This is a genomic window from Pseudomonas sp. NPDC088368 (assembly GCF_044753445.1).
GTDB lineage: Bacteria > Pseudomonadota > Gammaproteobacteria > Pseudomonadales > Pseudomonadaceae > Aquipseudomonas > Aquipseudomonas bambusae.
Genome location: NZ_JBIVNG010000015.1, coordinates 101,881 through 125,758 on the forward strand (window position 1 = coordinate 101,881; position 23,878 = coordinate 125,758).

At 60.0% G+C, this 23,878-nt stretch carries 22 protein-coding genes; 16 read left to right on the forward strand and 6 right to left on the reverse strand.

The features are described 5' to 3' along the window. Window positions 1-128 precede the first annotated feature (128 nt). The 11 genes from ccmA to ACIQAL_RS28160 all read left to right on the forward strand — a co-directional run bounded on the left by ccmA (window position 129) and on the right by ACIQAL_RS28160 (window position 9,716). The gene (gene ccmA / locus ACIQAL_RS28110) at window positions 129-764 is read left to right on the forward strand and encodes a cytochrome c biogenesis heme-transporting ATPase CcmA (protein WP_401151207.1); all 636 of its coding nucleotides are present in this window, start codon (window positions 129-131) and stop codon (window positions 762-764) included. After that, entirely contained in the window at window positions 761-1,432 is a 672-nt protein-coding gene (gene ccmB / locus ACIQAL_RS28115; protein ID WP_401151210.1) for a heme exporter protein CcmB, read from the forward strand. Before ccmA ends, ccmB begins: the two co-directional genes overlap by 4 nt. 168 nt (window positions 1,433-1,600) lie before the next feature. Next, window positions 1,601-2,404, forward strand: a complete 804-nt coding sequence (locus ACIQAL_RS28120; protein WP_401151212.1) for a heme ABC transporter permease — start codon at window positions 1,601-1,603, stop codon at window positions 2,402-2,404. Next, complete coding sequence (gene ccmD / locus ACIQAL_RS28125; RefSeq protein ID WP_401151214.1) at window positions 2,401-2,577, forward strand: heme exporter protein CcmD; 177 nt, start codon at window positions 2,401-2,403, stop codon at window positions 2,575-2,577. The genes ACIQAL_RS28120 and ccmD overlap by 4 nt, the downstream gene beginning before the upstream one ends. After that, window positions 2,574-3,053 (forward strand): cytochrome c maturation protein CcmE, encoded by a 480-nt coding sequence (gene ccmE, locus ACIQAL_RS28130; RefSeq protein WP_401151217.1) that lies wholly within the window; start codon window positions 2,574-2,576, stop codon window positions 3,051-3,053. The genes ccmD and ccmE overlap by 4 nt, the downstream gene beginning before the upstream one ends. Window positions 3,054-3,056: 3 nt before the next feature. After that, window positions 3,057-5,030 carry a heme lyase CcmF/NrfE family subunit gene (locus ACIQAL_RS28135; RefSeq protein WP_401151219.1) on the forward strand — a complete coding sequence of 658 codons (1,974 nt, stop codon included), beginning with the start codon at window positions 3,057-3,059 and terminating at the stop codon, window positions 5,028-5,030. Then, window positions 5,027-5,563: a DsbE family thiol:disulfide interchange protein gene (locus ACIQAL_RS28140; protein ID WP_341958940.1), complete on the forward strand. Its 537-nt coding sequence runs from the start codon at window positions 5,027-5,029 to the stop codon at window positions 5,561-5,563. Before ACIQAL_RS28135 ends, ACIQAL_RS28140 begins: the two co-directional genes overlap by 4 nt. A gap of 338 nt (window positions 5,564-5,901) precedes the next feature. Beyond that, window positions 5,902-6,363, forward strand: coding sequence for a cytochrome c-type biogenesis protein (locus ACIQAL_RS28145; protein WP_401151387.1), 462 nt, complete (start codon window positions 5,902-5,904; stop codon window positions 6,361-6,363). Beyond that, window positions 6,360-7,565, forward strand: a complete 1,206-nt coding sequence (gene ccmI, locus ACIQAL_RS28150) for a c-type cytochrome biogenesis protein CcmI (protein WP_401151221.1) — start codon at window positions 6,360-6,362, stop codon at window positions 7,563-7,565. The genes ACIQAL_RS28145 and ccmI overlap by 4 nt, the downstream gene beginning before the upstream one ends. Window positions 7,566-7,612: 47 nt before the next feature. Further along, window positions 7,613-8,038, forward strand: a complete 426-nt coding sequence (locus ACIQAL_RS28155) for a hypothetical protein (RefSeq protein ID WP_401151224.1) — start codon at window positions 7,613-7,615, stop codon at window positions 8,036-8,038. A gap of 310 nt (window positions 8,039-8,348) precedes the next feature. Continuing rightward, on the forward strand, window positions 8,349-9,716 hold the full coding sequence (locus tag ACIQAL_RS28160; RefSeq protein WP_401151227.1) for a hypothetical protein: 1,368 nt from the start codon (window positions 8,349-8,351) through the stop codon (window positions 9,714-9,716). A gap of 24 nt (window positions 9,717-9,740) precedes the next feature. Here the strand turns inward: ACIQAL_RS28160 and ACIQAL_RS28165 are convergent, their stop codons facing one another. The 4 genes from ACIQAL_RS28165 to ACIQAL_RS28180 all read right to left on the reverse strand — a co-directional run bounded on the left by ACIQAL_RS28165 (window position 9,741) and on the right by ACIQAL_RS28180 (window position 14,430). Next, window positions 9,741-10,739, reverse strand: coding sequence for a sulfate ABC transporter substrate-binding protein (locus ACIQAL_RS28165; protein ID WP_401151229.1), 999 nt, complete (start codon window positions 10,737-10,739; stop codon window positions 9,741-9,743). Window positions 10,740-10,850: 111 nt separating this feature from the next. Continuing rightward, entirely contained in the window at window positions 10,851-11,708 is an 858-nt protein-coding gene (locus ACIQAL_RS28170; RefSeq protein WP_401151231.1) for an ion transporter, read from the reverse strand. A 45-nt stretch (window positions 11,709-11,753) separates the two neighbouring features. Then, window positions 11,754-12,638, reverse strand: a complete 885-nt coding sequence (locus ACIQAL_RS28175) for an urea transporter (RefSeq protein WP_401151233.1) — start codon at window positions 12,636-12,638, stop codon at window positions 11,754-11,756. A 160-nt stretch (window positions 12,639-12,798) separates the two neighbouring features. Beyond that, window positions 12,799-14,430: a methyl-accepting chemotaxis protein gene (locus ACIQAL_RS28180; protein ID WP_166597900.1), complete on the reverse strand. Its 1,632-nt coding sequence runs from the start codon at window positions 14,428-14,430 to the stop codon at window positions 12,799-12,801. A gap of 644 nt (window positions 14,431-15,074) precedes the next feature. Between ACIQAL_RS28180 and ACIQAL_RS28185 the strand changes: the two genes are divergently transcribed. Next, window positions 15,075-15,467, forward strand: coding sequence for a response regulator (locus ACIQAL_RS28185; protein ID WP_401151236.1), 393 nt, complete (start codon window positions 15,075-15,077; stop codon window positions 15,465-15,467). A gap of 6 nt (window positions 15,468-15,473) precedes the next feature. Here ACIQAL_RS28185 and ACIQAL_RS28190 read toward each other — a convergent pair whose 3' ends face one another. Next, complete coding sequence (locus ACIQAL_RS28190) at window positions 15,474-16,082, reverse strand: TetR/AcrR family transcriptional regulator (protein WP_166597899.1); 609 nt, start codon at window positions 16,080-16,082, stop codon at window positions 15,474-15,476. Between the two features lie 212 nt (window positions 16,083-16,294). On the opposite strand from ACIQAL_RS28190, the gene ACIQAL_RS28195 reads away from it, so the two are divergent. Next, window positions 16,295-16,516, forward strand: coding sequence for a hypothetical protein (locus ACIQAL_RS28195; protein WP_166597898.1), 222 nt, complete (start codon window positions 16,295-16,297; stop codon window positions 16,514-16,516). 167 nt (window positions 16,517-16,683) lie between these two features. On the opposite strand, the gene ACIQAL_RS28200 is transcribed toward ACIQAL_RS28195, so the two are convergent. Then, complete coding sequence (locus ACIQAL_RS28200) at window positions 16,684-17,442, reverse strand: hypothetical protein (RefSeq protein ID WP_401151240.1); 759 nt, start codon at window positions 17,440-17,442, stop codon at window positions 16,684-16,686. 286 nt (window positions 17,443-17,728) lie between these two features. Here ACIQAL_RS28200 and ACIQAL_RS28205 point away from each other — a divergent pair, with 286 nt between their 5' ends. The 3 genes from ACIQAL_RS28205 to ACIQAL_RS28215 all read left to right on the forward strand — a co-directional run bounded on the left by ACIQAL_RS28205 (window position 17,729) and on the right by ACIQAL_RS28215 (window position 23,858). After that, entirely contained in the window at window positions 17,729-18,010 is a 282-nt protein-coding gene (locus ACIQAL_RS28205) for a hypothetical protein (RefSeq protein WP_401151243.1), read from the forward strand. Window positions 18,011-18,087: 77 nt separating this feature from the next. After that, a complete protein-coding gene (locus ACIQAL_RS28210; RefSeq protein ID WP_401151245.1) occupies window positions 18,088-20,976 on the forward strand; it encodes an RHS repeat-associated core domain-containing protein in 2,889 nt (962 codons plus the stop codon). A gap of 74 nt (window positions 20,977-21,050) precedes the next feature. After that, entirely contained in the window at window positions 21,051-23,858 is a 2,808-nt protein-coding gene (locus tag ACIQAL_RS28215) for an RHS repeat domain-containing protein (RefSeq protein ID WP_401151248.1), read from the forward strand. Window positions 23,859-23,878 lie beyond the last annotated feature (20 nt).

The following is a 23,878-nucleotide window of genomic DNA, read 5'->3' on the forward strand; positions in this document are numbered from 1 at the left end:
GTGCGCATGAACTGGCATAATCCTGCCCCGATGTCTTCGGTGGCCCGTCAGGCTGCCACCAGTATAACGGCCGCGCCGACCCCGACTTGAACCGCCGCGCGCCCCTGTCATCCGAAAAGAAGGACCTCATGTCGATCCCTGTTCTTGAAGCCGTGGCCCTGGCCTGCGAGCGCGACTGGCGGCTGCTGTTCGAGCATTTCGACCTGCGCCTGACGGCGGGTGACATGGTGCAGATCAGCGGCCCCAACGGCAGCGGCAAGACCAGCCTGTTGCGCCTGCTCAGCGGCCTCATGCAGCCCACGGCCGGTGAAGTGCTGCTCGGCGGCCAACCCCTTGTCCGGCAACGTCACGAACTCGCGCAGCACCTGCTGTGGATCGGCCACGCCGCCGGAATCAAGGACTTACTCACCCCGGTCGAAAACCTCACCTGGTTGTGCGCCCTGCATCAGAGCGCCGACACCGACGCCCTTTGGCACGCCCTTGAAGCGGTTGGACTGCGGGGTTTTGAAGATGTGCCGTGTCACACGCTGTCTGCCGGACAAAAGCGCCGGGTGGCACTGGCCCGTTTGTACCTGCCAGGCCCTGGCCTGTGGATGCTCGACGAGCCGTTCACCGCGCTGGACAAGCAGGGCGTGGCGCAACTGGAGGCCCATCTCGCTGATCACTGTGAACAGGGCGGCGTCGTGGTGCTGACCACCCACCACACCTTGAACCACACGCCGACCGGTTATCGCGACCTGAATCTGGGAGAGTGGGCGCCATGAGCCACGTGTTCACCCTGCTGATCGCCCGCGAAGCCCGCCTGTTGTTTCGCCGTCCCGCCGAACTGCTCAACCCGCTGGTGTTTTTCGCCATTGTCATTGCGCTGTTTCCGCTGGCGGTGGGGCCGGAATCGCAGCTCTTGAGGACGATTTCCCCTGGCTTGGTCTGGGTCGCGGCGCTGCTCGCGGTGCTGCTGTCGCTGGACGGGTTGTTCCGCAGCGATTTCGAGGACGGCTCGCTTGAGCAGTGGGTCCTTTCGCCGCACCCCTTGGCGCTTCTGGTGTTGGCAAAGGTGATGGCACACTGGGCTTTTTCCGGGCTGGCACTCGTGTTGCTGGCGCCGGTGCTGGCCCTGATGCTCGGCCTTCCGGGTGAGTGCCTGCCGGTGTTGCTATTGTCATTGTTACTGGGCACGCCGGTGTTGAGCCTACTGGGCGCGGTGGGCGCGGCACTGACCGTCGGTCTCAAGCGTGGCGGCCTGCTGCTGGCGCTGCTGATTCTGCCGTTGTACATCCCGGTGCTGATTCTGGGCAGCGGCGCCTTGCAGGCAGCACTTCAGGGCATGGCAGCGACCGGCTATCTGCTTTGGCTTGGCAGCCTGACGGCGCTCGCGATAACCCTGACACCTTTTGCAATTGCCGCTGGCTTGAAAATCAGTGTTGGCGAATAATCAGAACCTGATCGACCGGACAGCTTTTTTTTGTGGTCCGGACCTGAATTGTTAATGTTCGAAAAAGAGTGCTTCGGTTAAAAGAGGCGCCTGAAGATGCAATGCCCGTGATGAAACGCATTTTAATGACCGCATTGATGAGAAGCAGCGTGATGAAAAGGCAGCGTGATGAACACAAGCGCCAAGGCTAAAAGCGGCATCAGTTGGGCGTGGTTCCACAAGCTCGGTTCGCCTAAGTGGTTCTATGGCATCAGCGGCCGTCTGCTGCCGTGGCTGAGCATCGCCGCCGCGTTGCTGATCGGCATTGGCGTGGTCTGGGGCCTGGCCTTCGCGCCGCCCGACTATCAGCAGGGCAACAGCTTCCGCATCCTCTACATCCACGTGCCGTCGGCGATGCTGGCGCAGTCCTGCTACGTGATGCTGGCGGTCTGCGGTGTGGTCGGGCTGGTGTGGAAAATGAAGATGGCCGACGTTGCACTGCAATGCGCGGCACCCATCGGCGCCTGGATGACCGCCGTGGCGCTGTTGACCGGGGCCATCTGGGGCAAACCGACCTGGGGCGCGTGGTGGGTCTGGGACGCGCGGCTGACCTCGATGCTGATCCTGCTGTTTCTGTATTTCGGCCTGATCGCGTTGCGCAACGCCATCACCAACCGCGAGAGCGCAGCGAAGGCCTGCGCGGTGCTCGCTATCGTTGGCGTGGTGAACATTCCGATCATCAAATATTCGGTGGAGTGGTGGAGCACGCTGCACCAGGGCGCGACCTTCAGCCTCACTGAAAAACCGGCGATGCCTGCCGAAATGTGGCTGCCGCTGCTGTTCACCGCGCTGGGCTTCTATTGCTTCTTCGGCGCCGTGTTGCTGGTGCGCATGCGTCTGGAGGTGCTCAAGCGTGAGTCCCGTGCCGCATGGGTGAAGGAAGAAGTGGTGAAAGCCCTCGGCCAGAATCTGCGCAAGGGGGGCGGTCAATGAGCTTCGATTCCTTCAGCGATTTTCTGGCCATGGGCAAACACGGTCTGTATGTCTGGACCGCCTATGGCATTTGTCTGGCCGTGTTGGCGATCAACGTCGCGTCACCGTTATTGGCGCGTCGGCGTTACCTGCAACAAGAGGCGCGCCGTTTACGCCGGGAGAGCAACACGTGAATCCGCTGCGAAAAAAGCGACTGTTGATCATCGTGGCGATTCTCGCCGGGGTTGGCATCGCGGTTAGCCTGGCGCTCAGCGCCCTGCAAGATAACATCAATCTGTTCTACACCCCGACTCAGATCGCCAGTGGCGAGGCGCCTCACGGCACGCGGATTCGCGCAGGTGGCATGGTGGAGAAAGGATCATTGCAACGTTCCGCCGATTCGCTGGACGTGACCTTTGTGGTCACCGATTTCAACAAGTCGGTGACCATTACCTACCGTGGCATTCTTCCCGACCTGTTCCGCGAAGGGCAGGGCATCGTCGCGCTGGGCAAACTCAATGCCGATGGCGTGGTGGTCGCCGATGAAGTGCTGGCCAAACACGACGAGAAATACATGCCGCCGGAAGTCACCAAGGCGTTGAAAGACAGCGGTCAATCTGCACCGAACGCACCGGCGGGCGCGTCCTACACACCCGCCAAACAGGGGTAAACCATGATTCCCGAACTCGGCCATCTGGCCATGATCCTGGCCCTGTGCTTCGCTGCCGTGCAGGCCGTCGTGCCGCTGTACGGCGCGTGGCGCGGCGACCGCGTGTGGATGGGCCTGGCGCAACCGGCGGCGTGGGGGCAATTTGCGTTTCTGTTGTTCGCGTTCGGTTGCCTGAGCTATTCGTTCATGGTCGACGATTTTTCGGTGGGCTACGTCGCCGAAAACTCCAACAGCGCCTTGCCGTGGTACTACAAATTCAGCGCGGTGTGGGGCGCCCACGAAGGCTCGTTGCTGCTGTGGGCCTTGATTCTCGGGGGCTGGACCTTTGCGGTGTCGGTGTTTTCCCGGCAGTTGCCGCAGGTGATGCTGGCGCGGGTGCTGGCGGTGATGGGCATGATCAGCATTGGCTTTTTGCTGTTTCTGATCCTCACCTCCAACCCGTTCAGCCGCATCCTGCCGCAGATTCCCCAGGACGGTCGCGACCTCAACCCGCTGCTGCAAGACCCCGGCCTGATCATTCACCCGCCGATGCTCTACATGGGCTACGTCGGGTTTTCGGTGGCCTTCGCCTTCGCCATCGCCGCGTTGCTTGGCGGTCGCCTCGACGCGGCGTGGGCTCGTTGGTCGCGCCCGTGGACCATCGTCGCCTGGGCCTTCCTCGGCATCGGCATCACCCTCGGCTCCTGGTGGGCCTATTACGAACTGGGTTGGGGCGGCTGGTGGTTCTGGGACCCGGTGGAAAACGCCTCGTTCATGCCGTGGTTGGTGGGCACTGCGCTGATTCACTCGCTGGCGGTCACTGAAAAACGCGGCGTGTTCAAGAGTTGGACCGTGTTGCTGGCCATCGCAGCGTTTTCCCTGAGCCTGCTCGGCACCTTCCTCGTGCGCTCCGGGGTGCTGACCTCGGTCCACGCGTTTGCGTCCGACCCGGCCCGTGGCGTATTCATTCTGATCTTCCTGTTGATGGTGGTGGGCGGTTCGCTAACGCTGTTTGCCATCCGCGCGCCGGTGGTGAAAAGCCACGTCGGCTTCGGCCTGTGGTCGCGGGAAACCCTGCTGCTGGGCAATAACCTCGTTCTGGTCGTGGCCGCGTCGATGATTCTGCTCGGCACGCTGTACCCGCTGGTGCTTGACGCCATGAGCGGGGCGAAGATGTCCGTGGGCCCGCCGTACTTCAACGCGCTGTTCGTGCCGTTGATGGGGCTGTTGATGGTGGTGATGGCGGTCGGCGTGCTGGTGCGCTGGAAAGACACCCCGGTGAAATGGCTGATGAGCATGCTGGCGCCGGTATTGGTGGGCAGTGCAGTGCTGGCGGTCATCGCCGGTTTCGCGATGGCCGATTTCCACTGGGCGGTGCTCGCCACCGTGATGTTGGCGGCGTGGGTCTTGCTGGCCGGCGTGCGCGATTTGCTCGACAAAACCCGGCACAAAGGCCTGATCAAGGGCGCAGGCGCGCTGACCCGCAGTTACTGGGGCATGCAGCTGGCGCACTTCGGCATCGCCGTGGTAGCGCTGGGCGTGGTGCTGTCCAGCCAGAACAGCGCCGAACGGGACCTGCGCATGGCCCCCGGCGATTCGGTCGAGCTGGGCGGCTACACCTTTGTATTCGAAGGCGCCAGACACGTTCAAGGCCCGAACTTCACCTCGGACGAAGGCACGATTCGCGTGCTGCAAGACGGCAAGGAAGTAACGGCGTTGTACCCGGAAAAACGCCTGTACACCGTGCAACGTTCGATGATGACCGAGGCCGGTATCGACGGCGGTTTCAGCCGCGATCTATACGTGGCGCTGGGAGAACCGCTGGACAACGGCGCGTGGGCGGTGCGGGTGCACGTCAAACCCTTCGTGCGCTGGATCTGGTTCGGTGGGCTGATCACCGCACTCGGCGGTTTGCTGGCGGCGCTGGACAAGCGCTACCGGGTCAAGGTGCGGGCGAAAGTGCGGGACGCGTTGGGTCTGTCGGGAGCTGCGGTATGAAGCGTTGGGTGTTGTTGATTCCGCTGGTACTGTTTCTCGGCATGGCGGTGGTTCTGTATCGCGGGCTGTACCTGGACCCGTCCGAGCTGCCGTCGGCGTTGATCGATAAACCGTTCCCGGAATTCGCGCTGCCTGCGGTGCAAGACGGGAAACCGCTGACCCGCGCCAACCTGCTAGGCAAACCGGCGCTGGTCAATGTCTGGGGCACTTGGTGCATCGCCTGCCGGGTCGAGCACCCGGTGCTGACCAAACTGGCGCAGCAGGGCGTGGTGATCTACGGCGTCAATTACAAGGACGTCAACGCCGACGCCTTGAAGTGGCTCAGCGAGTTTCATGACCCGTACCAGCTGAACATCAATGACGAAGCCGGCAGTCTGGGTTTGAATCTGGGCGTCTACGGCGCCCCGGAAACCTTCCTGATCGACCGGAAGGGCATCATTCGCTACAAGCACGTCGGCGTGATCGACGAAACCGTCTGGCGCGAGAAACTGGCCGGGTTGTATCAGGGGCTGGTGGACGAGGGCAAACAATGAGCTTTCTCCACCGCCTCTCGACCTGTGGGCACTCCGCGATGGCCCAGGCTCGTCGAGGACTCTTCAGGGGGAGCGAATTCATTCTCGAATCGGTGGTTCGGGCAACGCACCTCGGTCGGATGTACGGACGCCTCGCGAATGAATTCGCTCCCACAGGTTTGAATCGTGGGCACTCCGCGATGGCTCAGGCGCGCCGAGAATTCCTCTGTGGGAGCGAATTCATTCGCGAATCGGTGGTTCGGGCAACGCACCTCGGTCGGATGTACGGCCGCCTCGCGAATAAATTCGCTCCTACAGGTTTGAACCGTGATCGGCCATGCAGTGCCAGGGGGCGACGGCTGCTCGCCGCTGCGATATGCGCACTGGGTTTCGCGGGCACTGCCCACGCCGCCATCGACGCTTATACCTTCAAGGACGACGCCGAGCGGGCGCGTTACTCCGAGCTGACCCGCGAGTTGCGGTGCCCGAAATGCCAGAACCAGGACATCGCCGATTCCAACGCGCCCATCGCCGCCGACTTGCGCAAAGAGATTTACCGCATGCTCGGCGAAGGCCAGAGCAATCAGCAGATCATCGACTTCATGGTCGACCGCTACGGCGAATTCGTGCGTTACAAGCCCGAACTCAACGCCCACACCTGGTTGCTCTGGTTTGGTCCTGCCGGTCTGCTGCTGGGCGGTGCGGTGCTGATTGGCGTGATCGTTGTGCGTCGTCGCGGTCAGCGTGCCGAAGACGCCGATGTGCTTTCCGACGAGGAGCGTCAGCGCCTCGCCCACCTGTTGGATAAAAAACACGAATGATCGATTTCTGGCTCGCCGCTGGCCTGCTGTTGCTGGTGGCCTTGGGTTTCCTGTTGATCCCGTTGCTGCGCGGCCGTCGCGCACAGCGGGAAGAAGACCGCACCGCCCTTAACGTCGCGCTGTATCAGGAACGCGTGGCTGAACTGCACGCGCAACAGGCCGAGGGCGTGTTGTCCGCCGCGCAAATGGACACTGGCCGTGCCGAGGCGGCGCGCGAGTTGCTGGCCGACACTGAAGGCGCCTCTGCAGAGCGTGTGTCGCGCTTAGGTACGCCGCTGCCTTTGTTGGCGGCGGTGCTGGTGCCGTTGGTGGCGCTGGGGCTCTATCTGCACTTCGGCGCCAGCGACAAGGTCGAACTGACCCGCGAATTCGCCCAGCCGCCGACCTCGCTGGCGCAGATGACCGACCGGCTGGAGCGTGCAGTGAAGGCTCAGCCCGACTCGGCAGAAAGCCTCTACTTCCTCGCCCGCACCTACATGTCCCAGGACCGGCCCGCCGATGCGGCGAACATGTTCGAGCGCGCCGTTGCGTTGGCGGGGCGTCAGCCGGAATTGCTGGGGCAGTGGGCGCAGGCGTTGTATTTCGCCGACAACAAAGCCTGGACCCCGCAGATTCAAGCCCTGGCGGATGAAGCACTGAAAACTGACCCCAAGGAAGTCACCAGCCTCGGTCTCAAGGGGATCAACGCTTTCGAAAGCCAGCACTTCCAGGACGCCGTGGATTACTGGAAACGGTTGCTCGCGGTATTGCCGCCGAACGACCCGTCGCGTCCGGCGCTGGAAGGGGGTATCGCCCGCGCCGCCGAGAAGGTCGTACAGAGTGGCGGCCAAGTGCAGGACGCCACGCTGATCGCCGCGCCGGGTGCGCATTTGAAGGTCCGCGTGACGCTGTCCGACGACCTTAAGGCCAAGGTCCAGCCCGGTGACACGGTGTTCGTGTTTGCCCGCGCGGTGTCAGGTCCGCCCGCGCCGTTGGCGGTGAAGCGCGTGACCGTGGCCGATCTGCCCGTCGAGGTGGAATTGACCGACGCTGACGCGATGATGCCGCAACTGAAACTGTCGAACTTACCGGAAGTCCAACTCGTTGCTCGGGTATCCCGCGCAGGCCAGCCCACTTCCGGAGAGTGGATCGGTCGCAGCCAGCCGTTGCCCAGCAACGTCACGGCGCGACAGGCCCTGACCATCGACAGCCCCGATCAGTAGCGTTCCGCTCTTCCTGATCGTGCGGCCCAGACACAGTAGAGAATCCTATGTATCGCGTCGCACGATTTGCCTTGTTGAGTGTGGTGGTGGCGTTGAGCGCCGCCTGTGCGGTCCAGCGCCCCGGGCCGCAGAGTTCCGAACCGATCCCGACGATTCCTCGCGGCTCATCGAGTCCGTCGCCAACGCCCCAGCCAGGAACCCCACGCACCACACCTCAGACCCCGCCCTCGACGCCGATCCCGTCCGGCCCGAAAACCTCCGCCAACTTCGCTCCGCCGCCCGGTGGCAACAGCCATTGGGATGCCAGGCTGGGCGTGCACGTGCTGGATAACGTGCCCAACACCTTCTACCGCCAACGCACCTACTACCGCTGGAACAACGGCTGGACCTGGTCCACCTCGCCGAGCGGCCCTTGGCAGGAAACCGATTCCAGCGGCGTGCCACCCGGGTTGAGCCGACAGTTCAGGAATTGAGTGTCATGTAACGCCGAAAGAGCTCGTGGGAGACGCCGGAGGTTACGACGGCAGCGAAAGCGGTGTGTCAGGTGACGCCTGCGTGTCTGAACGCCGCTGGCTTGTGATTTTGCCCCAAAGGCGTAGCGCCGCTGCTACGAGGGCGGGGCAATCCCTATCATTCGAAGCAGCGCCAAAAACGTTTATTGCCAATGGGTCTGAACGCGGTCATTTCAAAGCAACCTTGCCAACTAGCCTGTTTACAACGAGGTTCGCGATACGCAAGGTAGCGCTCACGGGCCTGGAGATTGTATTAGACAGGGACCGTGCCATGACCGCAAAACGTGAAGAACCCTCATCCACCCACGCCACTGAAGTGATGGGGCCTTTCGTCATACAGATTCCCGAGAGTGGGATCAGTTATCTGCAGACATTGGCGTTGGCCAGTGACGAACAAAACAGGATCTACGTCGCGGCGTTGTTGCCAGACGACTATCGCTTTTATCTGGCCCGGCTGGTCGCCGAAGGCTCGCAAGACGGAGCAGTCGCTCAGTTGGACACGACATTTGAACCCGGTGGCTACGTTCAAATAATCGTCGAAGGGATGACCCCCACTTCCGTGTCGCATATCGTTGTCTCGGCGGTGGACGGCAGCATCACCCTGGGGGTGGAAGGTTTTTTCGACAGCGTCCTGGAATTCGTACTCTGCCGTTATCTGGGCAACGGGACAGTTGATCACGCGTTTGGCGATAACGGCGTCGTCAGGTTTTCCGGGCTTCCCGCCTTGGACCTACAGACGAAGGTCTCTCCCGCCCACGCACCCATCCCTCGCGCCAACGTCGGCGGTGGCGGTGGCGAGGTGAAGCTACTGGCCGCCGGGCAAATGCTCGTCGTGGCGTACCGGTTTGCTCGCGGGCGTCGTCACTCCTGTCTCGCCAAGGTCAACGCTGATGGAAGGCTAGACCCCTCTTTCGGGGAGTCGGCGGGGTACACCGAGCTTTTCTTTTCAGGCAGTGTGGAGAGCGCGATTTACCGTTTGGCGGTGGGGGACGATGAGTCGGCGGTCGTGGTATGCGAAAACGAATTCGGGCGATGCCTCGCCGCCCGATATACCGCATCCGGCCAGTTTGACAGGGCGTTCGGATCAGGCGGGATCAAAGAGTTCAGTGATCCGGAAGGCCAACTCCATGATCCTCATATCCAGATTGATCGTGCTGGAAAGATCGTCGTCAGTCTGAATTTCGCCAATCAGTCCACCGAGGGAACCGTCCATCTCTACCGCCTGAGCGAAGAGGGCGAACCGGACCCCGACTTCAATCAGGGCCTCCCGTTGGAGCTGACGATCAATATGCGTTATACCGCCTCCGCGATTGACGTGGACGAGCAGCGCCGAATCTACGTGCGAGGCCGAAGTTCCGATTCCTCGGACAGTTCCGCCGTGCTGAGTCGATGCACCGCCGAAGGTCTGGACCCTGCTTTTGGCACGGCGGGGCATCTGCTGTTGCCGGGTGGGATTGAGTCTGGGGACGTCACCGTCCAACGTGGACCGCTGGACCCGTACTGGCGAGGGGTTGTCACGAACGACGGCCCGAGCCTTTACAGGGCAACCGATGCGAGCGGGTCCCGGATAGGCGCCCACGGTGAAGAGGGCTTCGTGCAGCGATGGCTGTCGTTGATCAGACGAGTATGGGGTCGTTGAACGGCCCCATACCCGTTCACGCGTTTACTTGGCCGGGTAAATCTGGTCGAACACGCCACCGTCGTTGAAGTGGGTCTTCTGGATGTCGGGCCAGGTGCCAAAGGTTTTTTCGATGTTGAGGAAGTCGACTTTCGGGAAGCGGTCGGTGTACTTCGCCAGCACTTTCGGGTCGCGCGGACGCAGATAGTTGGCGGCGGCGATTTCTTGGCCTTCCGGAGACCACAGGTATTTCAGGTAATCCTCGGCGAGGGCACGGGTGCCTTTCTTATCGACGACTTTGTCCACCACGCTCACCGGTGGCTCGGCTTCAGCAGATACGCTCGGATAGACCACTTCGAACTGGTCGCGGCCAAACTCGCGGGCGATCATCTCCGCTTCGTTTTCAAAGGTCACCAGCACATCGCCGATGTGGTTGGTCATGAACGTGGTGGTTGCGCCACGGCCGCCCGTGTCGAGGACCGGCACATGGCTGAACACTTGGCCGACGAATTTTTTCGCAGCGGCTTCATCGCCACCGTTTTTCAGGGTGTAGCCCCACGCCGACAGGTAGGTGTAGCGCCCGTTGCCCGAGGTCTTCGGGTTCGGCACGATCACCTCAACACCGTCCTTCACCAGATCGTTCCAGTCTTTCAGCGCTTTTGGGTTGCCCTTGCGCACGATGAACACCGTGGCTGAGGTGAACGGCGCGCTGTTGTTCGGCAGGCGCGCGACCCAATTCTTCGGCACCAGCCCGCCATTGTCCGCCAGGGCATTGATGTCGGTGGCCATGTTCATGGTGATCACGTCAGCGGGCAGGCCATCAATGACCGAACGGGCCTGTTTGCTCGACCCGCCGAAGGACATCTTCAGGGTCACGTCTTCCTTGTGCTCGGCCTGCCAATGTTTCTGGAAGGCGGCGTTGTAGTCCTTGTAGAAGTCGCGCATCACGTCGTACGAAACGTTGAGCAATTCAGGCGCGGCCTGGGCAGCGCTGCCGAAGGCCATTCCGGCGGCCAGAAGAGAAGCGGCGAAGAGTTTGTTCACTGCGAATTCCTTTGTCGTATGTGGAAATTGTTCTTATGAATAAAGGGCTGGCTAATGGCCGCGACTATAACGAAAAGCTTCAGTCGCTTAATAGATTAAAAACGTCTGTGCTTATGAATTCTCGGCGCCCTGGGACCCGGCAATCGCATCGACTTTCGGAAACAGCGCGTTGCCACACCGCGAACAGAACGCCGAATGGGGCTCATGGCTGTCCTTGGCGCACACCGGGCAATCGTGCTGGAGCTGATCACCGCGCATGGCGGTGGCCAGTTCAGCGGTGAAGATGCCGGTGGGCACCGCAATGATCGAGTAACCCGTGATCATCACCAGCGACGACAGGATCTGGCCGACGGGCGTTTTCGGCACGATGTCGCCGAAGCCCACGGTGGTCAGCGTGACGATGGCCCAGTAAATCCCCTTGGGGATGCTGGTGAAGCCATGTTCAGGGCCTTCGACGACGTACATCAGCGTGCCGAACACCGTGACCAGCGTCGAGACGGTCACCAGAAACACGATGATCTTTTGCTTGCTGCCGCGCAGGGCTGCCAGCAGGTAGTTCGCCTGTTTCAGATAGGGGCTGAGTTTGAGGACGCGGAAGATCCGCAGCATCCGCACCACGCGGATGATCAACAGGTACTGAGCGTCGGCGTTATACAGCGCCAGAATCCCCGGCACGATGGCCAGCAGATCGATCAGGCCGTAGAAGCTGAAGGCATATTTCAGCGGCTGCGGCGAGCAGTACAGGCGCAGGATGTACTCGACGAGGAACACGAACGTGAAGCCCCATTCGATGTAGGCCAGCAGGTCGGCGTAGTCGCGATGAATGGCCTGGATGCTGTCGAGCATCACAATGGCGAGGCTGGCGAGGATGATCAGCAGCAGGGCCTTGTCGAAGCGCCGACCGGCCTTGGTGTCTGTCTGAAAAACGATGATGCGCAGTTGTTCGCGCCAACCGGTGTTGCTGTCCATGAGGGTTTTCCGAATGCGAGGTCGGCAGAGCCTGTGACAAACCGCTCAGGAGCGCAACCGCTGATCGCTGATCGTCTGGCGCATTAGCCGGCTGCCAGCCTGCACCAGCCAGCAAGCGAGAATGAACGGGGCGGTCAGCGTCGCCAGGCCCAGCCCGGAAAAGCCCGGTTGCAGCAGGATCGCCAGTAGGATCGCCACGCCCGGCAACCAGGGTTTCTGGCGCACATGGCTGAAGGCCAAGGCTGCCAGCGCCGGGTTGTAGCCTGACAGGCCGAGCAACGCCAGGTCGGTTTCCTGTTGCCACAACGCGAAAGCGATGCCGCATGCGCAACCCAATGCCGCCCACACCGCGGCGGTGCGATTGGCGATGAGCAGGCCAATCCCGATCAGTACACCGGCCAACGGATGATCCAGCAGAAACACTTGGCCGAGACCCAGTGGCAGCGCCCGGATCAGGTCCGAATGGGCCATGCCGACATTCGACACAGGCTCGGCGAATACCAGCAGCACCCAACTGAACAGCACGAACGGCGCGGTGTAGGCCTTGAGGCAAGACGCAAGAGGCGCCCGTTGCATCCACGCGTGCATCAGCATGGCGCTGAGACCGCCGCAGGCGATGATCAGCAAAGGTGACAGGGGCGAATCATCGAAACGGTAGCTGATCAGCAAGCCCAACAGTACGCCGTTGTAGCTGTATACCCCGGACTGCCGCTCGGACTTGGAATAGCCGCGACGTTGCGCGGTGAGCAACCCGGCGACCGCACCTAATAACGCGCCACCCAAGGAAGAGGGCGCGCTGATCAGGATCGCCATTAGACAGAAAAGGCCGCACACGGGGCTGCGTTGCAGCAGGACCTGACTGAAACCATTGAGCAGCGCTTCGGCCCAGTCGGGGCAATGGGAGGAGGGGGCAGGGTTGAGTGTGCTCATGTATGTATTCAATAGTTTTAGTTATTGTATACATATTGGATCTGGCGACCGGCGTAATCAAGCCCTAGGGTCGGATATCACGAACCTGTGGGAGACGCCGGAGGTACGACGGCGTCTCCCACAGGGGATCGGAGCATTCCGGAGTTTTGTTTGAACCTTATTAAACCCTGAACTGCCGCAACAACCCATTCAACTGTTCGCTCAGCCCTTTGAGCTGCACGCTCGCCGCGCTGGATTGTTCGGCCGCCACCGCTGTGCTTTGCGACAACTGCGCAGCCTGGGTCACGTTCTGATTGATGTCTTCGACCACGTGGGATTGCTGCAACGTGGCGCTGGCGATGGAAGCGTTGAGCCCGTTCAGATTACGCAGTGCCTGGCTGATGGAGGTCAGGCTCTGGCCCGCGAGGTTGGCCTGTTCGATGGTCAACTGCGAGGACCGGCTGCTGTCGCCGATCACTTTCACGGCCGCGTCGGAGTGGCTTTGCAGGCGTTCGATCATCGCCTGAATTTCCGCCGTGGACTTCTGAGTGCGTTGCGCCAGCAAACGCACTTCGTCCGCCACCACCGCGAAGCCGCGACCTTGATCCCCGGCGCGGGCCGCTTCGATTGCAGCGTTCAGCGCCAGCAGGTTGGTCTGCTCGGCGATGGAACTGATCACCTCCAGCACCCCGCCGATCTGCGTGCTTTCGCTGGACAAGGTGCGGATCACCTCGACCGCCTGATCGATGGTGCCCGACAGATGCCCGATCTGTTTCAGGCTGCTGTCGATGTTGGCTTGGCCCTGCTGGGCCTGGGATTCGGCGTTGCGCATTTCACTGGCGGCATGCTCGGCGTTCTTCGCCACGTCCTGCACACCGTAGGTGACCTCGTTGACCGCGGTCGCCACTTGCTCCATCTGCAGCGATTGCTGCTGGCTGCGCTCTTGCGCCTGCACGGCGTTGTTGCCCAAGTCGTTGGACGCCTGGCCCAGTCCGAGCGCCGACACCTGCAACTCCCCGACGACCCGGCGCAGCTTGGCGGTGAAGGCGTTGAAATGGGTCGCCAGTTGTGTGATTTCATCGCGCCCGTGGGTTTCCAGGGTGCGGGTCAGGTCGCTCTCGCCACTGGCGATGTTGGCCATGGCGTCGACCGTGGTTTTCAGTGGCCCGGCGATGCTGCGGCCAATGACGATCAGCAGGATCGCCATCAACAGAATGATCCCCAGGCTGATGGACACGGCTTTGATTACCTGTTGCTGGAACTCGGCCTGCACGTCATCGACGTACACACCGGAGCCAATCACCCAGCCCCAGGGCGAGAACAGCGACACGTAGGAGGTTTTCTGCACCGGCTCGCTGGCGCCCGGTTTCGGCCAGCGATAGTTGACTGTACCCGCGCCTTTGGCCTTGGCCACCGCCACGATTTCATTGAAGACCTGAAAACCGTCCGGGTCCTTGATGCCCGACAGGTCCTGTCCCACCAGCTTGGGGTTGGCGGGGTGCATGATCATTACCGGGCGCAGGTCGTTGATCCAGAAATAATCAGTCTGGTTGTAGCGCAGGCCTCGAATGGCATCCATCGCCTGCTGCTGCGCCTGTTCGCGGGTCAGCTTGCCGGTGGTTTCCAGCCCCTGGTAATAGTCGAGCAGGCCCGCGGCTGTCTGCACCACGTGCATGGTCTTCTGCGCCTTGGCGTCGTACAGGTCGTCGTGGATTTGCTTGAGCATGGCCACCGCCAGCGTGAACAACATCAACACAGCGACGATGAGGATCAGCCACAGCCGGCGGCTGATGGAGAAGTTGCGCATATTCATGACCGTCACTCCGTTCATTGTTCTTGTTATGACGCGGGCTGCGCGTTTGAGACCAGCCCCCGAGACGGTGAATCATCCACAGCCAAGGCCAGGTGCATCATTCCCGTCATAAAGCATCTCGGCGCTGCGAAGCCAAACCTGAGAGCCCTGTGAAGTTATTTACGGTAATCAAGCGAGTGTGTTTCGAAGGTTTGCCAAATGCCCAAAAAATGACGTCAGAATGTTTACACGTATAGCCAAAGGCTTACACGAAATGGAGCGTTTCGCTCTATGTTGGATCCCATCGAAGCAGTACATTGGATCCATCAACTGCAGCAAAGGATGGCTGCAGGATCAAGGATGATCGACCGTTGCCAAGGTACTGGCGGCCAACAGGATGTTGGACGGTGTTGCACAAACCCGCTTCGGCGGGTTTTTTTATGCCCGCGAAAAACGCCGTTTGGCATGCGTATGCATCCCGGTCTCCGCTACATTCCCCCTTCAGGCATTTGCCCGTACGCGCGCGTGAAACACTCATTTGGATCAAATCTCATCAGCCGATGGAATTTCCAGCGCTGGCGCCGTTCACAGTACCGACAACACCCGAGTCCAGGACAGGGCCGGCCGGGCAGGCAATGGGAAAAATTATGGTGGATGCAGCGCAAATGGCAGCAAACGGGCAACAAAAAGGACTGATCCTGGTGGTTGAGGACGAGTCGATCATTCGTGATTTCGTGTGCGAGATTCTGGGCGATGAGGGGTTTACGACCCATGCGCTGGAAAACGCCGATGACGCCGCGAAGTTTCTGGATGACCACGCGGACAGGGTGTCGTTGCTGCTGACCGATATTCTCATGCCGGGCACGTTGAACGGCGCCGACCTCGCCAACCTGTCCGGCAACAAATGGCCCGAGATTCCGATCCTGATCATGTCCGGCCACGAAACGCCGGAAAGCTCCGGGGTACAGCATGCGGTGACGTTCATCCGCAAACCGTGGAGCTTCGGTCAGTTGCTCGACGGTGTCGACAAGGCGTTGCAGACCCGCAACCCGGCGTGACGCGGGCTAGCGATCCGGTTCACACCCTTTTAGCACCAGACGGATGATGGTCTGGGCGGCGGCCTCGTAATCGGCGTCGTCCAGTTTGCTCTTCCCGGTGACCGTGGAAATCTGCCAGTCGAAATCCGCGTAGGTCTGGGTAGCGGCCCAGATGCTGAACATCAGATGATGAGGATCAACGGGCGCAATCAGCCCGTCGTCGATCCAGCCCTGAATACACTCGATGTTATGCCGTGCCTGACCGTTGAGCTGCTCGACCTGCTCAGGCGTCAGGTGCGGCGCGCCGTGCATGATCTCGCTGGCGAACACCTTGGAGGCAAAGGGCAAGTCTCGCGAAATGCGGATTTTGGAGCGGATGTAGCCGCTCAAGACTTCAGAAGGAATGCCTTCGCGATTGAAGGGCGTCGACGCCTGCATGATCGGTTCGATGATGCTTTCGAGCACCTCGCGGTAGAGGTTGTCCTTGGATTTGAAGTAGTAATAAACGTTGGGCTTGGGCACACCGGCCTTGGCGGCGATGTCGCTGGTCTTGCTGGCGGCGAACCCTTTGTCGGCGAATTCTTCACTGGCTGCGCGCAGGATCAGTTCTTTGTTGCGCTCGCGGATGCTGCTCATAAAGCGGAATGTCCTTGCCTGCTCGGCGGTGGCGAATGTTAGCACCGGCTTCGCGACAGGCTCAAGATTGCTGCAAATCCCTGAATCCTCACTGTTTGTCCCCTGTGGCACCGGGGAGGGCCGGTGGTATTGTGTGCGGGTGAAGACGGGAGTGGAAAAAGGGGGCGCCTTTACGGGGCCTGAACGGGTATTCGGTGACGAGGTGTCGGCTTATGAACAGCCCTTTGTTTTCCAGCGTGGTTGCCTATGCCCAACATTGTGAGCGGCAATTGGTGGAAATCCTGCATCGCCGACCGACCCTCGACCGGCAGCAGGTCATGACCTGGGTCGATGAGCAGAGCCATGCGATGAAAGACCGCGATCCTCTGGATCTGCTGCGTGCGCTCAATGCCAAGGTGCGGGCGGGAAAGCCCTTGCCGTGGGAGTCGCATTGATGCGCCGATCCGGGGATTGCTGCTGCCGGAACGCCGTGCGCTGATTCCCCTGTGGGAGCGAATTCATTCGCGAATGATCGGCTGGGCGATGGAGATGTATCGCCTGTAGCGGCTTTTCGCGAATGAATTCGCTCCCACAGGTTGGACTGCTACACGTGTGAAGGCTGTCAGTTGTCTGCGACTTGGCTGTAGGTTTTTTCAGGCTTGCGGTTGTAGAACGTCGCCAGGCCGACCAGCACTACCAGAATGGTTAGCAGCACAAGTGATGATCCCACTGTGCCGAAGTCCAGACCGCCTTTGTCGTAAGGCTTGGTCAGCACGTCGCCCAAGGTCGCGCCAAACGGCGGGGTGAGAACGAAGGTGATCCAGAACAGGGCCACCGACGACAGCCGCGAGGTGTAGTGCAGCAGGGCGACCAGCGCAATGGCCGAGCCGATCAGCAGCGCGCCGCCCATGAAACCCAACCCCGAATCGTCCGCCAGGAAATCCCCCAATGCGGTGCCGAGGGTGTTGGAAAACAGGATCGCGAACCAATAGAACAACTCGGCCTTGAGCGTGGTCACGCGGGTGACCGACAGCGACTTCTCGCTCAGGTACCAGACTGAAAAAATCGCCAGCAGAATCGCCACCAGAATCGCAGACCCCGCCGCGTAACCCAGCCCCAGCGTGCGGTCCATGAAATCCGACATCGTGGTGCCTGCCGTGCTGGTGGACAGGATCACCAACCAGTACAACGCCGGGTTGTATCGCTTGGACGCCAGCTGTGTCAGCAGCGTGACCACGAACACGCTGATCAGAATCAGCGAACTCACCAAATAGCCCACGTCCAGCGTCATCGACAACAGGTCGCCTGCGGTTTCCCCCAGCGTCGTGGCACAGATTTTCATGATCCAGAACGCAAGCGTGATCTGCGGAAGTTTATTCATCGTTCATACCCGAGAAGGCCGGACGGCATTGTTCGAAATAGGGCGCGTCAGCCGTTGGCTGATGGTGGCTCATGATCCCGAGGCCGGTGTTAAAAATAGGTCGAACAAAGATGAAAACGTCATGAAAGCGTGCAGACCGCCATTGACTTGGGATTCGGTTCCGGACAGAGGGCGCATCCGGTGTGCTGCGCCGGTGTAAACTTGCCGACGGCGACTCGATGGATCGAACAGCCGTGAGTACATCGATGATCTGGAATAGGGAGATTGAGCCATGCATGGATATGGCATGTCCGGCGACTTGTTACATCTGGCGCTTTATTTATTGACGATTGTGGCTTGGCTCTATTTGTGGCTGGTCTGCGTATTCAACGCCCGAATACCCTTCAAACAAAAACTGGGCGCCCATGCCCTGTTGATCTGTGCGCTGGGCATCCCGAGTCTGGCAACGATCATGGTCGGCGGCGCGTTCCTGGTGTTTGGCCTTGAATACCTGCTGTGGAGTCTGATGATCGTCGGTGTGGGCGTTCCGGTGGCCAGCGCCCGACTGGTTCAACGCCACACAGCCTGACCATACGTCACCTGTAATCCTGTGTTGCCGCGTTTGCGTCTAGCCTTTGATCAAGGTCTGGACACGGACGTCGGCACATGAATCTCTGCTCCCATACTCCCAGTCTCAGCGTGGTTGACTCGCGCGGCTTGCCCGTGCGTCAAGTCGGTTTCTACCGTGCCGATGTGCAAGATCGCCCCGAATTCCGGATGACCCGCCAAGCGTTCGACGTGTCAGGGCGCCTCTTGGCAACCACTGATCCTCGCCTTGAACGACCCTCTACTTCCACCGTTTTCAGCCTCACCGCCCAGCCGTTGTTTACCGACAACGCCGATGCAGGATCGCGCCTGACGCTGTTGGGTGAAGCGGGGCAGCCGCTGGAAAACCGCGACAGCCGGGGCACGCTGTCGTTGGTTGAATACGACGAGCTGATGCGGCCTGTGGCGATCGCCGAAACGCTTGATGGGGAACCCGCTCGGGTGTCTGACCGGTTCATCTATGGCGACGCCAGCGCGCAATGGATTGCGCACAACCAGTGCGGCATGTTGCTGCGACGCGACGATCCGGCGGGGGCGGTGTGTTTTTTGGAATACGGTCTGACTGGGGCTGTGTTGCATCGAGAGCGGCGATTTCTTGCACAGACAGGGCGCGTTGACTGGCCGCAAGAGCCTTCGCAACGTGACCTGTTGCTTGAGGCGCAGCGCTATCTATCGACGAGTGCTGTGAATGCTGGCGGGGAGGTTATCGAGCAGACCGATGCCCAAGAGAATCGCCGGTTTCTCACTTACGCGTGCTCAGGAGAACTGACGAGCACCGCTCTTCAATCGTCGGGCAGCGACAAGGTGCGCGTTTTAGTGAGCCATATTCACTACGATGCAATGGGCGCCGCCGAACGGGAGGTCGCAGGCAATGGTGTCGTCAGCACTGCGACTTACGATCAGGCAGATGGGCGGCTGACCCGGCTGTTGGCGCTCACTCGCAATGGGCAGGTGCTGCAGGATCTGAATTATGGCTATGACCCGGTAGGTAATGTCGTGAGCGTCAAGGATGCCGCGCAGCCGGTTTCGTTTTTCAAGAATCAGCGCGTTGATCCGGTCAACCGTTATGCCTACGACAGCCTTTACCAACTGATCGAAGCCACTGGGCGAGAAGTGGCCCCGGTTTCCCATTTGCCCGGACTGCCCGGCCTTCAACCCCTGCCGTTAGACCCTGACCGGCTGATCAACTACACCCAGCGCTTTGAATACGACGCTGGCGGAAACCTGCTGGCGCGGCATCACTCAGGTGCTGAAACTTGGCGCATGGCGGTGTCTTCAACGAGCAATCGCAGCCTGCCACAGCGGGCAGACGGAACACTGCCAGACGAGGGGCAGATCGCTGAAGGCTTCGACGCGAACGGCAATCTGAAGGCGCTCCAACCGGGTCCGGCCATGATGTGGGGTACGCGAAATCAGCTAAGTGAAGTCACATCCGTCGAACGCGAGGATGGACCTGATGACAGCGAGCTTTATCGCTACGACGGCGATGGCCAGCGGGTGCGAAAGGTGCGAGTGAGTCAGGCGCGCGGTCGCGCGCTGACCGCCGAAGTGCGTTACCTGCCGGGGCTGGAAATTCATCGCAATGAGGCAACCGGAGTAGTGCGGCATGTGCTGACGGTGGAGGCGGGGCTCAGCAGCGTGAGGCTATTGCATTGGGAGTCCGGCAAACCCGACGGCATCGAGAATGATCAGTTGCGCTATAGCCTGAGTGATCACCTGGGCTCCAGCACCCTCGAACTTGATCAAGACGCGACGTTGATCAGCCACGAAGGCTATTACCCGTTTGGCGGCACGGCATGGTGGGCGGCGCGAAGTGCTGTTGAGACTAAATACAAGACCGTGCGTTATTCCGGCAAAGAGTGTGATGCGACGGGGCTTTATTACTACGGGTTCCGGTATTACGCGCCGTGGTTGCAGCGCTGGGTTAATCCCGACCCAGCGGAGGATGTCGATGGGCTGAATCGGTATCGGATGGTCGGTAATAATCCTATTACATGCGTTGATAACGATGGGCTTGAAACAGAAGTGGCGGCGCGCTGGAAGGATGCCGCGAGAAGAGCAAGGTCGGCGGTGACTGTAAGAACGATTGTTCCGGGTATTATTGCAGTGCGAGTGCGCGGAGATAATGCCTTGTTCGAACGGATCGGAATTGACCTGAATAGAGCTGCAGCAAGCGACAGGCAACTTGCTTATCTATCGATCGATCAAACCTACCGAGGCAAGATCTCGGGCGGTGACGATTTTGTGGATCTCAGAACCCTTTCATCGGCAGATATTGAGAGCGTGACTCGAAAAACGAGCACATACACGGCAGTCATAAATGGAGGATTTTTTAACGGTCGTCGTAGGCTAGACTCGGGATACCCCGCTCATGCCTCTGTCGGCAAAAACAAAATTGACGGAAAAGCCAAACCCGCCGCGTCAGTTCCGGAGCATCACAGAGGTGATTACGTCAAAGTTAAAATGGATGACAGTTCCTACATTCATTCCGCACCGCAGTTGTCTACGGCAGGGACCCCTTCATTTACCGCCGACAAGATAAAACGGTTTTCCAGATTTCGCTTTGAGCAAAAGACTCCTACACCTGGCTATCTCAATCATGCGGATCAGCCTAATTCTCGCTCTGCAGTCAGCCTCCCTGCGCAGGCCAATTCAAAAGGCCGGACAAGGCTTGCAGTTGGATTGACAGAAAGCCGAGACCTGACCATATCACCCGGTTACACAATGCCGGAGTGGGCCGCCGTCATGTCCAGGCTGGATCGGTTGGATGGCACCGCTAAAGCGGGTTCCTCGATCAATCTTGACGGTGGTGCATCCTCGACGCTTGCGGTTATAGGTCGGGAGGAAGGCAGGATTTTTTCTGCTGCTCTGCCAAATGGCGAACGAAAGATAGGCAATTTCTTGTCATTCCATAAGCGCAAGCCAGCCTTTTGGTCTCGGTTGAAATGATAGAGCCTGCCCGGCCTGAACACTCAATTGCGACCAGTCCTGATGGCAAACGCAGACACATGGACGTCGGCACAATGAACCTCAACACCCGAACTCCCGCATTCGTTGTTGTCGATCCTCGCAGTCTCGAGGTTCGCCGTGTCTTATGTTATCGAGCTTCCTTGGAGCAAGACCTTCAGGTTCGCACAAGCAGGCAGATTTTCGACGCCTTAGGGCGGCTGTGCGCCATGACGGATGCCCGACTCGACAGGCCAGCGACTCAGACGATCTACAGCTTGTCCGGCCAGCCAATGTATGTGCAGAGCGCCGATGCGGGCTGGCGTCTGAACTTCCCTGGCGAAGCAGGCCCGGTACGAGAAAGTCGAGACAGTCGCGGCACTCAATCCTGGACCGAGTACGACGCCTCATTACGCCCGGTGTCGATTGCCGAGCAGCTCAGTGCCGAGCCGCCTCGGGTCGTCGAGCGGTTGGCCTATGGCGATGGCGACGAGGCGGGCGCCCAGCATAACCGCTGTGGGCAGTTAGTCAGACGAGACGATGCGGCAGGCTCCACAGCTTTTCAGGAATATGCTTTGACCGGCGCGATTGTGCAGCAGCAACGCCGTTTTCTGGCCGGTCTGGACAGTCCCGACTGGCCTGAAGCGCTCTCATTGCGCGACCCGCTGCTGGAGGCTGAGGCGCATGTCTCGACCTTCACGTTGGGGACGTTGGGGGATGAGCGGGTGCGTTGCGATGCTCTACAAAATTATCAGTACACCGGCTATACCTGCGCCGGACAGAGATGTGTTGTCAGGCTCCAGCCCACCGGCAGTCAGGCGTTGCACACCTTGGTCAGCGAGATTCGATACACCGCGTCGGGGGCGGTCGAGCGCGAAACCTGCGGCAATGGGGTCGTCAGTCGGTACACCTATGATGAAGCTGACGGGCGGTTGACCCGGATGCTGGCGTTGTCTCCTGAAGGATTAGCGCTGCAGGATCTCAATTACGGCTACGACCCCGTTGGGAATGTCGTGAGCGTTGAGGATGTTGCGCAGCCGGTCTCGTTTTTCAGAAACCAGCGCGTTGATCCGGTCAACCGTTATGCCTACGACAGCCTTTACCAACTGATCGAAGCCACTGGGCGAGAAGTGGCCCCGGTTTCCCATTTGCCCGGACTGCCCGGCCTTCAACCCCTGCCGTTAGACCCTGACCGGCTGATCAACTACACCCAGCGCTTTGAATACGACGCTGGCGGAAACCTGCTGGCGCGGCATCACTCAGGTGCTGAAACTTGGCGCATGGTGGTGTCTTCAACGAGCAATCGCAGCCTGCCACAGCGGGCAGACGGAACACTGCCAGACGAGGGGCAGATCGCTGAAGGCTTCGACGCGAACGGCAATCTGAAGGCGCTCCAACCGGGTCAGGCCATGATGTGGGGTACGCGAAATCAGCTAAGTGAAGTCACATCCGTCGAACGCGAGGATGGACCTTATGACAGCGAGCTTTATCGCTACGACGGCGATGGCCAGCGGGTGCGAAAGGTGCGAGTGAGTCAGGCACGCAGTCGCACGCTGACCGCCGAAGTGCGTTATCTGCCGGGGCTGGAAATTCATCGCAATGAGGCAACCGGGGTAGTGCGGCATGTGCTCACGGTCGAGGCGGGGCGTAGCAGCGTCAGGTTATTGCACTGGGAATCCGGCAAACCCGACGGCATCGAGAATGATCAGTTGCGCTATAGCCTGAGTGATCATCTGGGCTCCAGCACCCTCGAACTTGATCAAAACGCGACGTTGATCAGCCACGAGGGCTATTACCCGTTTGGCGGCACGGCATGGTGGGCGGCGCGAAGTGCTGTTGAGGCCAACTACAAGACCGTGCGGTATTCTGGCAAAGAGCGCGATGCGACGGGGCTTTATTATTACGGGTTCCGGTATTACGCGCCGTGGTTGCAGCGCTGGGTTAGTCCGGACCCGGCGGGGGATGTGCAGGGGGTGAATCGGTATGGGTTTGTTGGTCATTCACCTGTCTCAAACAAGGAGATTGACGGTCAAGTTTATGAAGGCGTAGATGATGCTATCGAAAGAAGAATGGTTGAAATGGGCGATCGGATTCTTTGGAGAGGATTGCCACAGTTCGAGCCGTCATCAGCCGCCAGAGTGAGGAGCGCTTTGGACGAGGTTAGCCAGATGTACATTGACGCGCTCCGTATGGTTGATGCTCACCCAGCAGAAGCGGCACCCATCTTACGAAGCTATTTCGGGCCAGCGCACCCTACTGTCATGGCGGATGTGAAGTCTGCCTGGGTCAGAACGCGTGAGCTTGCTGCGCAATACAGCCACGGTTGGGGGCAGGAGAAATTTGTAGGCGTGACAGGAGGGGATGCTGACCAAATCGCGAAGATATATAGAGACGATTTTCACGGTCGAATCGTCATCAATAGAGAGGATATAAACAATCCTGAGCTCAACATGACGTTAGCGCATGAGCTTTCGCATCTCAAACGGGTTAATCGAATTCCAGCGGTGGGGCCTTCAACCATGGACTACTTCTATTTGTGGGAGAGCGGGATGAAAACGATGACAGGCCGGACTGAAAGCCGTCATGAGGTGGCAATGGAGAGCGTCTCGGAAGCACTCATGAACGGTCGCGCCAGCCTCGGCTTTCTTTATAAACAACAGACCATTTTCTATCAGAATTTCTTGCCAATGGTTCGTTCTCAAGCCCCTTCGACGCAAGGTGGCAACATGGGTGTTGTGGTCAGTGCGTTTAATGCTCGGCCTGACATCAGGGCGCAGATGGCTGCCGATAACGCTGACAGTTTGGCGTGGTCGGCTTACAGCTTGCAGAGGCGGTATCGGCAATTGAGGCGAACTTCAGCCCCCAGCGCAGTGGCGACTCACTAATCCTGTGGTTTGTGATGAGG